At 67.8% G+C, this 11257-nt stretch carries 8 protein-coding genes; 2 read left to right on the forward strand and 6 right to left on the reverse strand.

Translation table 11 applies throughout. The features are described 5' to 3' along the window. Positions 1-2: 2 nt before the first annotated feature. Together B3T77_RS02000 and B3T77_RS02005 are read right to left on the reverse strand one after the other, a co-directional pair. Complete coding sequence (locus B3T77_RS02000) at positions 3-1940, reverse strand: PAS domain-containing protein (protein WP_292076664.1); 1938 nt, start codon at positions 1938-1940, stop codon at positions 3-5. 79 nt (positions 1941-2019) lie between these two features. Then, positions 2020-3201 carry a cell wall hydrolase gene (locus B3T77_RS02005; protein ID WP_292076666.1) on the reverse strand — a complete coding sequence of 394 codons (1182 nt, stop codon included), beginning with the start codon at positions 3199-3201 and terminating at the stop codon, positions 2020-2022. 235 nt (positions 3202-3436) lie between these two features. Here B3T77_RS02005 and B3T77_RS02010 point away from each other — a divergent pair, with 235 nt between their 5' ends. Then, the gene (locus B3T77_RS02010) at positions 3437-6676 is read left to right on the forward strand and encodes a PAS domain S-box protein (protein WP_292076669.1); all 3240 of its coding nucleotides are present in this window, start codon (positions 3437-3439) and stop codon (positions 6674-6676) included. Positions 6677-6754: 78 nt separating this feature from the next. On the opposite strand, the gene B3T77_RS02015 is transcribed toward B3T77_RS02010, so the two are convergent. Together B3T77_RS02015 and B3T77_RS02020 are read right to left on the reverse strand one after the other, a co-directional pair. Beyond that, positions 6755-7111: a DUF6481 family protein gene (locus B3T77_RS02015; RefSeq protein WP_055752926.1), complete on the reverse strand. Its 357-nt coding sequence runs from the start codon at positions 7109-7111 to the stop codon at positions 6755-6757. Positions 7112-7357: 246 nt separating this feature from the next. Beyond that, a complete protein-coding gene (locus B3T77_RS02020) occupies positions 7358-7543 on the reverse strand; it encodes a hypothetical protein (RefSeq protein WP_055806925.1) in 186 nt (61 codons plus the stop codon). 511 nt (positions 7544-8054) lie between these two features. Between B3T77_RS02020 and B3T77_RS02025 the strand changes: the two genes are divergently transcribed. Next, a complete protein-coding gene (locus B3T77_RS02025) occupies positions 8055-9116 on the forward strand; it encodes a cell wall hydrolase (RefSeq protein ID WP_292076678.1) in 1062 nt (353 codons plus the stop codon). A gap of 21 nt (positions 9117-9137) precedes the next feature. On the opposite strand, the gene nadC is transcribed toward B3T77_RS02025, so the two are convergent. Together nadC and B3T77_RS02035 are read right to left on the reverse strand one after the other, a co-directional pair. Beyond that, positions 9138-9995, reverse strand: a complete 858-nt coding sequence (nadC, locus tag B3T77_RS02030; RefSeq protein WP_292076681.1) for a carboxylating nicotinate-nucleotide diphosphorylase — start codon at positions 9993-9995, stop codon at positions 9138-9140. Further along, positions 9992-11257, reverse strand: a 1266-nt coding sequence (locus tag B3T77_RS02035; protein WP_292076684.1) for an L-aspartate oxidase, incomplete at its 5' end; no start/stop codon positions are given. The genes nadC and B3T77_RS02035, both read right to left, overlap by 4 nt.

An 11257-nucleotide genomic window follows, 5' to 3' on the forward strand; every position in this document is an offset into this window, starting at 1 on the left:
GACTAATTTGAGTATCCGCCTGCCGCGCGGCGCCTGGACAGGGCCGTCGCCGGCAGGTCCAAGATGACCTGGAGCCCCTCTGGCCGCCATTCGCGCGACAAACGCCCGCCGAGCTGTCCCTCAACCGACAGGCTGGCCAGGGACGAACCGAAGCCGGTGCGTTGCGGCATGCCCTGGACGACCGGACCGCCCGTTTCCGACCAGGTCAGGACGAAGCGGTCCTCCTGCCGTTCCGTCGTCAGGGTGACCACGCCGCCACGCTCGGAAAGCGCGCCATATTTGGCGGCGTTGGTCGCCAGTTCGTGGAACAGCAAGGCCACTGAGGTCGCCGCCTGATCGTCGAAGACGGCGTCCTCGCCCTGAATGACGACGCGCGCCCCACCGGTCTCGTCCGCATAGGCCTTGAACAGGTCGGACAGAAAGGAATGCAGGGTGGTCGCCCCGATCGTGGTCTTGGACGTCTCGGTGTGCGGCCGCACGAACTCATGCGCACGGGCCAAGGCGGCGATGCGTGTGCGCAACGAGGCCGAAAACGCCTTGGCCTCCGGATACTGGCGCGCCGACAGGGCGACCAGGGCGGTGACGACGGCGAAGATGTTCTTGATCCGGTGGCTCAGCTCCTGGCTGACCAGCTCGCGGCCTTGCTCCAGCCGCTTCAACTCATCGATATCGGTGAGGGTGCCAAACCAGCGGGTGATCTCGCCCGCCTCGTCGCGGATCGCCACAGCGCGGCCCAGCGTCCAGCGATAGACGCCGCTGTGATGCTTCAGCCGATATTCGATCTCATAGGGCTCGCCGGTTTCCAGCGAGTTGCGCCACACGGTCCACGCCCGTTCGCGGTCGTCGGCATGGAACATGTCGTTCCAGCCCTCGCCATCCGTCGAGCCCAGAGGCACGCCCGTGAATTCGTACCAGCGCGCATTGTAGTAGTCGTGAAAACCGTCCGGCAGGGTGGACCACACCATCTGCGGCATGGCGTCAGCCAAGACCCGGAACCGGCTCTCGCTTTCGCTCAGGGCCACGGCGGTTTCGGCGAGGTCCGTCTCGATGGTCTTGCGTTCGGTGATGTCCACCGCGACGCCGGGGAAGTGGATCGGCTTGCCCTCCCCGTCGAAATAGACCTGACCGCGCGCCAGAATCCAACGCACGTCATCGCCTTGGCCCAAACGATATTCGCTGACGAAGGCGCCGTCGTCCGTCATGGCCCGGTCGATCTCGTCGGTGACGCGTTGGGCGTCGTCGGGATGGACGCTGGAGGTGAAAACCTCGATGGCCGCGCCCTCGCGCGCCGCTTCGGGATCCACGCCATACATCCGCGCAAAGCGTTCGTCGGCGATCACGCGGTTCTCGGGAATGTCCCAGTCCCAGGCCCCGACATAGGCTGAGGCCTCCATCGCCAACCGCGCGGTGCGGTCGCTGAGGTCCCGGTCCAACAAGGCGCGACGCAGCTCCAGTTGCGTCATCACCTGTTGCGCCAGGGTCTTGAGCGCCATCAGCTGAAGCTCGGTCAGACCTTGCGGGCGCGGCGTGTCGTCCAGCACGCACAGGGCGCCCAGCGGCACGCCGTCCGGCGTCCTCAGCGGATAGCCGGCATAGAAGCGGATGTGCGGCGCGCCCGTCACCAGGTCATTGTCGATGAAGCGGTCATCCTGCATCGCGTCGGGGATGACCATGACGTCGTCGCCCAGCATCGCGTGGGCGCAGAACGACAGCGGGCGCGGCGTTTCGCGCACGCCCAGACCGACCTCGGACTTGAACCACTGACGCTGGGAATCGACCAGACTGACGGCGGCCATCGGCGCTTCACAGATGCGCGCGGCGAGCGACGCCAGATCATCGAACGACCCTTCGGGCGTCGTGTCCAGTACGCCGTAGCTTGTCAGGGTCTTCAGACGGTCGGCTTCGTCCCACCTCGGACAATCGACTTCGGGGTGGGTCAAGCAGGCGTCCTCGCTGGGCCGGTCAGGTCCGGCCATCGACATCAATGCTCGGAGTGGCGAAGCGTTGCAATGCAGGATGTCAGTTCGCGGGGCGACCGACTTCCTCCACGTCCATCGTCGTGACGCCTGTGGGCGCCGGGTCGGCCGATTTGGCGGACGATGCGGGCCGCTCCAGAGCGTTCAGGCGCGCGTTGATGGCCGCAACCTCGTCACGCGTTGGCAGGCGCCGACCGCCCAGGCTGACCACGCCGACGACCCGCTGCTGACCATCGATCTCGACCGTCTTCAACGGCGCGTCTTTCAGCGGAGCGTCGGGATCGGCGCCGCCGGTTGCAGAGCCGGCGGCGATCATCATGCGCCGACGCGAGAAACGCGCCTCATCGATCGCTGGCTCGCGCCCACTGTAGGTTTTGCGGAAGGCGGCTGTTTCGCCATAGACGCCCTTCCAACGATAGAAGATGTGAGCGCCGATCTGCGTCACCTTCGCCACAGTCGGCGTCCACCAGGGATGCACATAGTCGGCGTGATAGTGGGTGGCGGTGCCGACTTCCTGAGCCACGGCGCCGTTCAGCGCGCGCTCCGCCACCTTGCGCGCCCGTTCCCACGCCCAGCCGACCGGCGCCTGGCCCAGCGAGCCGTCGCAGGTGAAGCTGAACTGACAGCCGGTGACGCGTTCGGCGCCCTCGAACACCACGCCGCAGACGGTGCTTGCGTAGTTCGGATCGCGCACGCGGTTCAGGACCACCTGGGCCACGCCCGCCTGGCCGTTGTCCGGCTCCAGCGCCGCCTCATAATAGACCGCCTGGGTCAGACAGCGCAAAGCCCGCCTGCGATCCTCGGCGCTGCCCTTGAACACGAACGGCAACGCGAGACGCAGCGCGCCGGACGCGGGCGCCATGGCTGCGTTCAGACGTTGGGCCTCGAGGCCGCTCTTGCCCGATTCCAGACCTGGCTTGCCGGCCAGCGTCAAGCTCTCCCAGCCCGGCGTCAGTCCGTAGAGAGCCGGCTGCAGAAGGTTGGGATCATGCCGCATGGCGACGGCCAGCTGCGACGGCGTCAATCGCCCCTTGATCGCGGCCAACCCGCCCGCGCCGAGGTCGCCGCCGGTGATGCGCGAGACAGCCTCTGCCGTCCGATCCATATCGGGTCGCACGCTGGACCCCACCGCCATGGCGACGCCCAGCACCGCGCCGGCCGCGGGCAAGGCCGCCGCCGAACGCCGCAGCGCCTTCCACATCGTCTTCCAGGGCAACCGGGTCATTCAGGGTCCAATAGTCGCGATCGGCGCACCGGCCTTTCGCTGAGATCGCGCGTCTAGTCCGACTTATAGGCCATTTTCCGGCGTCACGACGACCGCCGTTATCAAACCCCCTGCGCGTCAGGGGTGGTCGCCCCAAACGCAAGGTGTAAAACTATGTTCCAGCGGGGCAAACGCGTCGCTGGTGGGGCGAACCGACGATATGAGCGCAGGCGGATCGAAACGGCGGATCGCGGTCATGGATCGCTGGCTGATCGGCCTGGCGCGCCTGTCGACGGCCTCGCCGATGCATCGCCTCTTGATCGGGATCGGCATCGCCCTCGCGGGTCTGGCGATCCGGGCGGCGGCGTCGCCGCTGTATGGCGAGGTGACCGGCTTCACCATCCTGTTGCCGGCGGTGACCCTGGCGGCTCTGGCGGCGGGCTGGACCGGAGCCTTGACGGCGCTTTTGGTCTGCACCGGCGGCGGCTGGGCGATCGTCGTGCTGACGGCGACCGGCCGGGATGGCGTGCTTGACGCCATCGGTGGTGCGGCGACCTGGAATTTCGTTCTCGTCGGCCTGTTCATCGCGGCGGTGGGGGCGTCGCTCCGCAAGGCCCTGTCGCGGCTGAGTGAAAGCGAGACCCGGTTCCGCGAACTCGCCGATACCGCCCCCTCGCCAATCTGGCTGCTGGACGCCAAGGGGGAGTTCGAGTTCGTCAACGCCGCCGTCTTCACCCTGCACGGGCTGGACATCGAGGCTCTACGCGAGGGCGGCTGGAAGACGGCCGTTCACCCCGACGATCTGGAGACCGTAAAGGCGGCCGAGAAGGCCGGCGCCGCTGATCGCAAGCCGTTCCAGATGGAGGCGCGCGTTCTGGGACAAGACGGCGTCTGGCGCTGGATGCGGGCCGTCGTGCGGCCGCGCTTCGATGGGCAAGGCGTCTTCGTGGGCTATGCCGGCATCTCGTTCGACGTGACCGAAACCCGCGAGGCGCTGGATGCGGCGGCGCGCGCCGCGCGACGTCAGGCCTTTCTGCTGGACCTCAGCGACCGGCTGCGCGACCTGACCGATCCCGAAGACATCATGGCCGATGTGGAGAGCACGCTTGGCGCGCTGCTAGACGTCGACCGGGTCGGCTATGGCGAGGTCGATCAATCGGCGGGCGTCGTCTCCATGAGCCGCGATTGGACCGCTGGCGTCGAGAGCGCCCAAGGACAATTCAGCCTGAACGCTTTTGGCGAAGGTCTGATCGCGGACCTGAACGACGGCCGCACCATCCAGATTTCAGATGTACGCGAGGACCCTCGCACGGCGGCTGTCGCCGACGCCTTCGACGCCATCCAGACCCGCGCCCTGGTGCGCGCGCCGCTGATCCGCACCGGACGTTTGCGCGCGTTTCTCTATGTCCATTCGGCGACGCCGCGCGACTGGACCGAGGCCGAGGTCAGCCTTGTCGAAGAAGTCGCGGCGCGCACCTGGGCCGAGGTCGAGCGCGCCCGCGCGGAAAACGAGACCCGTGAGAGCGAACAGCGGTTCCGCGCCATCGCCGACACCGCGCCGGTGCTGATCTGGGTCACCAAACAGGATCGCACGCGCGCCTTCGTAAACCGCGCCTATGTCGATTTCCACGGATCGGACTATCAGACCGTCCTCAACCTGGATTGGCGCAGCGCGCTGCATCCCGAGGATCAGGCGCGCATCCTGGCGGAATCGATTAACGGGGAAGCGACGCGCGAGCCCTTTTCGATGGAGGCGCGCTATCGCCGTCACGATGGCGAATGGCGCTGGCTGAAGTCCTTCTCCCGACCCCGTCTGGCGGGCCAGGAGGTCGTCGGCTTCGTGGGCGTGGCGTTCGACGTGACGGACATGCGCACGGCCCAGGCGCGCCTAGAGGAATCCGAGAACCGCTTCCGCACCGTCGCCGACAGCGCGCCCGCCCTGATCTGGATGAGCGACGACGCCGCCCAGATGGTGTTCGCCAACAGGCGCTACCGCACCTTCTTCGGCGTCGAGGCGGACGCGCATCTGCCCGATAGCTGGCGACGCCTGATCCACCCGGACGACGAAGGGGTGTTCGCCGCCGCCTTCATGCGCGCCTTCGAGGCCCGGGATCGATTCGAGGCGCTGACGCGGATCAACCACCCGACGCTCGGTCCGCGCTGGTTGCGAACCGAAGGCGTGCCGCGCTTCGACGCCTCGGGCCTTTTCCAGGGCTATGTCGGCGCCTGTCTAGATGTGACCGACGCCAAGCGGGCCGAAGACGACCTCAAACGCATCAATGAACTGCTGGAAGAAAGGGTTGACGAGGCCCTGATCGAAAAGGCTCAGGCCGAGGCGCAACTGGTCCATGCCCAGCGGATGGAGGCGGTCGGGCGGCTCACCGGCGGGGTCGCGCACGACTTCAACAATCTGCTGACCGTCGTGATCGGGGCATTGGACATCATCCTGCGCAGCGAGGACGCGGCCAAGCGCAAGAAGCTGGGCGAGGCGGCGCTGGCGGCGGCCCGACGGGGCGAGAGCTTGACGCATCAGTTGCTGGCCTTCTCGCGTCGTCAGGCTCTGCGACCCGAGCCGATCGATCTCAACGCCCTGATCCGCGAGAGTGAACCGCTGCTGCGCCGGGCCGTCGGCGAGGCGGTTGACTTCAAGGTCAAGCTGAAGCGTGGCGGCGCGCCCGCCAATGTCGATCCGGCCCAGTTCGAAGCCGCGCTGCTGAACCTGATCGTCAATGCGCGCGACGCCTTGGGCGATGTGACCGGGGCCAAGGGCCGCCAAGCCCGCATCACCGTGCAGACGCGGGCCTGCACGGTCGAGGCCGGACAGATCGCCGAACTGGCGGCGGGCGACTATGTCTGCGTCAGCGTCGCCGACAACGGTGAAGGCATGTCGCCGGACATCCGCGACCGAGTGTTCGAACCCTTCTTCACCACCAAGGGCGTCGGCAAGGGGACGGGCCTGGGGCTGAGCCAGGTCTATGGGTTCGCGCGCCAGTCAGGCGGCGGCGTCCAGATCATCTCCGAGCCGGGACGCGGGGCCGAGATCTGCATCTTCCTGCCGCCCCTGTCGGCAGAGGACGCCGCGATGACGTCGAGCCTGATCGCCGCCGATGGCGCCCCCTTGGTCGAGGGCGGGCGGATGTTGCTGGTGGAGGACGACGCCGGCGTGGCCGCCATCGCGCTCGAAATCCTGGAAGGTTTCGGGCTGGAGGTCGACTGGGCCGAGACGGGCGACGATGCGCTGAAGTTCCTTCAGGCCGACGACTTCGATCTGATGCTGACCGACGTTGTGATGCCCGGCGGCATGAGCGGCATCGATTTGGCGCGCGAGGCGGCGGCGCGCTGGCCGGATCTGCGGATCGCCCTGACCTCGGGCTACGTCGGCGAGGACGTAGATGCGGTGCTGGCCGACACGGTCTGGCCGCTGCTGCGCAAACCCTATTCGTCGGACCAGTTGCGCGCCCTGCTGGAACGCCTCAGCGCCGCGCCGACGAACTAACTAACAAGGGAACTAACGCTAAAGAAAAACGCGCCGCAGCAATGCGACGCGTCGATCTGTTTGGAGCCGCAGCTGGATTTAGCGGCGGGCCTTGCGGGCGGCGTAACGCGCGTCGCGCTTGGCCTTCTGCTCTTCCTTGGTCAGTTGCTTGCGCGCCTTGCGGTCGGCGCGCTTTTCCGCGTCGATCTCTTCCTGGGCGGCGAGTTCGGCGGCCAGACGCGCGGCTTCCTTTTCAGCCTTTTCACGACGCTGCTCGGCCTTGGCCAGCTCATGCTGCTGACGCAGGGCCTCTTTTTCGGCGGCGCGCTTTTCAGCCAGACGCTCGAACTCGGGATCGGGCGCGGCGGCCTTGGGCTTGAATTTGGCGAGCAGGGCCTTCTTGGCCTCTTGCTGGGCGGTAATGCGGTCGGAGAATCCGGTCTTCAGATCTTTCATGCGAAAGCGTCAGGGTTCCTTGTGAGCGACCAGGGCGGTCGTCGGGGGTCAGGCTGCGCCACGCACGGCCCGAAGCGGGGCGCACAAAGCCGATAAGCGCGCGAAAATCAAGGTTCGCAGCCCGCAAATCGGCCTGATGCGTCATTTGGAGCGTCGCGGCGGCGTGGCCGCAACACTTCGATCAGATAGGCGCGGCAGCCCTGATCGCAAGCGCGGCGATAAGAGCGTGCGTCGACCGAGGTGGTCCTAGTTCGGCTTTTGCGCCTGACCGACAGCCGTTCCGGCTGCGCCGCCCACGGCAGCGCCGACCGGGCCGCCAACGACCGCGCCGGCGATAGCGCCGCTGGCGGCCTTCTGTTCGATGGTCGCGCCGCAGGCGGACAGGGCGAGCGCAGCCGCAGCGGCTGCGGTCAGGGTGATCATTTTAGTCATGGGCTTCTCTCCAAAGGCCACGCTTGAACGCGAACGCGGCATAGCGGTTCCTGGCTTGGGGTCTAGTTGCGCCGACAACCACCGCCACAATTCTAAACAGCTTTGTTCGCTCCATTTAGTTTGCTGCGATGCAGCATATCTAGACATAACAAGTTCAACAGTTGATGGATACAGTATTCGGCCTATAGATTTATCCAGTCTTGCCGTTTTGCAGCCACACGGGTCGCCGCGACTGAAAAATACCTACCGAATCCGATGTGTTAACCATCGGATTGCGAATCGAACACATTGAGGCCATAAAAGGCTGGCTAAAGGCCCGTCCTCGACGCCCGGGCCACTGAGCCGAGCGCCGGAATTTGCAGGCTGGACCGCGACCGCAATGGGTCGCCTCGCCGGCAAGACTACCCCGGGGGCCGCGTTTCTCGCCCTGCTGAACAGGACTACCTCGTTGTCGCATTCTTCGCAGACGCGCGCCATTTTGCGCGCCGATCGTGTGGCCAAGATCAAGCCCATGACGGCTGCTGCAGCCTTTGGCGGTCTGTTGGGACTGGCGATCGGATGCGCCTATCTGGGCGGCACGACGGCGCGCGCGACGACGCTGCGCGCCCAGGCCGAACGGATTCAAGGCGCCACCGCCGCCGGTTTCACGGAAGAAGCCCTTGCCGCCGCCGCCGGCGGCCTCGACGCCAGCGCCCTGACCATTGCGCGTCGTCATGATCCCTACACCGGCGCGGGCTCGGCCCAGCGCGATCGCCAGGCCGAACTGCTGGCCGCCCGTCTCGAACAACTCCGTGCGCCCGGCGATCCCAACCTTCGCCGCGCCAGCCTGACCGCACCGACCGCCGCGCCCGCCTTCCGCGTGGCCAACGCCCTGGACGCCAGCCGCGATCTCGATTGCCTGACCCAGGCCGTCTATTATGAAGCCCGCGGCGAAGGCGCCGACGGCATGAAGGCCGTGGCCCAAGTCGTCCTGAACCGCGTGCGCCACCCCGCTTTCCCCAAGACGGTCTGCGGCGTCGTCTTCCAGGGCGCGGCGCGCAGCACCGGTTGCCAGTTCTCCTTCACCTGCTCCGGGGCGATGCGCGGCCGCGTCAACCAGGCTGCCTGGAACCGCGCCAGGACCGTGGCCTCGAACGCCATGTCGGGGTCGGTCTTCTCGCGCGTCGGCAATGCGACCCACTTCCACACCACCGCCGTGACGCCGGGCTGGCGTTCGTCGCTTGTGCAGGTCAGCCAGGTCGGCAGCCATCTGTTCTATCGCTTCGGCGGCCGTTCAAGCACCGGCGGGACCTTCACCTACGCCGCCCGTCGCGCGGCGCCGGCGGACCAGCCGCGCCTGATCCAGGCCGGCCTCAACCCGGTCGAAACCGCGCGCCAAGCCGGACAGGCGGTCGCCTATTCGATGGTGTTGGCGCAGGAAGGCCGCGCCCTGCCCGCACCGGCGGCCCAGTCGACGACGTCTTCGCCTGCCGCCACGCGCGCCGCCGTGTCCCAACCGGCTTCTCGCCCTGCACGGGCGAACGAGACCTCGGCCAAGACCGACGTCGCCGAAACGGCCTCCAGCCCCGCTTGATCGGCGGAGGTCTACAAGCCGTCAGAGCGCGTCCAGGCCGATATCCAAAACGGGCGCCGAATGGGTCAGGGCGCCGACCGAGATGACGTCCACGCCCGTCTCAGCGATGCCGCGCACCGTCGTCAGATCGACCCCGCCGGAGGCCTCAAGCACGATCCGCCCAGCGACGCGCGCCACGGCGGCGCGCAGGTCGTCGAGGCTGAAGTTGTCCAGCATGATGACGTCAGGCGCCGCGCCCTCATCGATCAGGGCCAATACGGCGTCCAGCTGATCCAACCCATCAACCTCGACCTCGACCTTCATCAAATGCGGGGCGAAGGCTTTGGCCCGCCGCACCGCCTCGGCGACGCCGCCACAGACAGCGATGTGGTTGTCCTTGATCAGGATGGCGTCATCCAGACCGAAGCGATGGTTGATAGCGCCGCCGCAGGCCACGGCGTGCTTCTCCAGCGCGCGCAGCCCCGGCGTGGTCTTGCGCGTATCCGCGATCCGCGCCTTGGTCCCGGCGACGGTTTCAACATAGGTGCGCGTCAAGGTCGCCACGCCGCTGAGCCGTCCGACCAGATTGAGCGCTGTCCGCTCGGCCGACAGGAAGGCGCGGGCGTCAGCCTCTACCACCGCCAGCACTTCGCCCGCGTCAAAGGCGTCGCCGTCCCTCAACCTCAAATCGACCGAGGCCTTTGGATCCATGGCCAGCACGGCCAAGCGCACGCAGTCGATGCCCGCCAGCACGCCGGGCGTCCTGGCCGCAAAGACCGCCTTCATCCGCGCATTCTCAGGGATGCAGGCCATGGCGGTCATGTCGCCCGCCCGCCCCAGATCTTCGGCCAGCGCCAAGCGCACCACGGGCTCGATCAGGACTTCTGAAAGTCGTCTCATTCCGCCGCCTCCAGCGCCGCCGGATGGGGAATCCGAACCCGCGTATGCACCGCCGCTCTATCCGTCTGCGGATAGTCCGACCGATAGTGCCCGCCCCGGCTCTCATGCCGGTCCAGCGCCGCCTGCGCGATGAGCCGCGCCGCCAACAGAACGGCCGCCGGCCCGTGCTGGCTCTCCAGCCGGTCGATCAGGGCGATCAGGCCCGACAGCCCCGCCGCATCGCGCACCACGCCGGCATGCGCCGTCATGGCGGTCCGCAATTCGGCCATCGCCGCGTCCGGCAGGTCAGGCGAGATATCAGCCGCCAAGGCGCGGCCGCCGCCGACTTCCTGGGCCGCCGACCGGCCCGCGCGCCGACTGAAGGCCGCCGCTTCCAGCAGGGAGTTGGACGCCAGCCGGTTGGCGCCGTGAACGCCGGTCGCCGCGCATTCGCCGACCGCATAAAGGCCCGTAACCGTCGTGCGTCCGTCCGCGTCGGCGGCGATCCCGCCCATGTGATAGTGGCACGCCGCCATCACCGGGATCGGGCTGACGCGCGGATCCAGGCCGGCGCGCATACAGGCGGCGAAGACGGCGGGAAACGCGTGGGGAAACTCGTCCCCGATCGCCGTGCGTGCATCCAGATAGGCCCCTCGCCCGTCGGCGCGCGCCGCATGGACAGCCCGCGCCACCACGTCGCGCGGTTTCAGATCGGCGTCGTCCGCCTCACCCAATAGGAAGCATCCCTGACCATCGATCAGTCGCGCACCCTCACCCCGCAAAGCCTCGGTCGCCAGCGGCGCGGGGTCCAGCCCCACGTCGATAGCGGTGGGGTGGAATTGCACGAACTCCGGATCCAGGATTTCCGCGCCGGCGCGCGCGGCCAGGGCTATTCCCTCGCCCTTCAACGCGGCCGGGGTCGTGGTCGCCGCGAACAGACCACCCGCCCCGCCTGTGGCCAGCACTACCGCCGTCGCCGTGATCTCGACCAGACGGTCGCCGCGCACGACCACCGCCCCGACCACTCGGCCGTCGGCATCCTGCGACAGGGCCTTCAGCCGCGCGTCGTCCCAGACCTCGATCAACGTCTCGGCTCGCACCGCTGCAACGACGGCCGACAGGATGGCTCGACCAGCGCCGTCGCCGCCGACCCGCGCCACGCGGGGAACGGAATGGGCCGCCTCCAGGCTGACGACGAAGCCCCCTTCCGCATCCCGGTCGAACGGCGCGCCCAGGGCCGCCAGCCACTCGACCGTCTCGCGCCCGGCGTCGGTCAGGGCGCG

It is taken from the genome of Brevundimonas sp. UBA7838, assembly GCF_002500885.1.
Lineage (GTDB): Bacteria > Pseudomonadota > Alphaproteobacteria > Caulobacterales > Caulobacteraceae > Brevundimonas > Brevundimonas vesicularis_C.

Bases quoted from the DNA above. Each gene is read 5' to 3' on its own strand.
- B3T77_RS02020 (WP_055806925.1), bottom strand. From the start codon at position 7,543: ATGACTAAAATGATCACCCTGACCGCAGCCGCTGCGGCTGCGCTCGCC.
- nadC (WP_292076681.1), bottom strand. From the start codon at position 9,995: ATGAGACGACTTTCAGAAGTCCTGATCGAGCCCGTGGTGCGCTTGGCG.
- B3T77_RS02005 (WP_292076666.1), bottom strand. From the start codon at position 3,201: ATGACCCGGTTGCCCTGGAAGACGATGTGGAAGGCGCTGCGGCGTTCG.
- B3T77_RS02025 (WP_292076678.1), top strand. From the start codon at position 8,055: ATGACGGCTGCTGCAGCCTTTGGCGGTCTGTTGGGACTGGCGATCGGA.
- B3T77_RS02015 (WP_055752926.1), bottom strand. From the start codon at position 7,111: ATGAAAGATCTGAAGACCGGATTCTCCGACCGCATTACCGCCCAGCAA.
- B3T77_RS02010 (WP_292076669.1), top strand. From the start codon at position 3,437: ATGGATCGCTGGCTGATCGGCCTGGCGCGCCTGTCGACGGCCTCGCCG.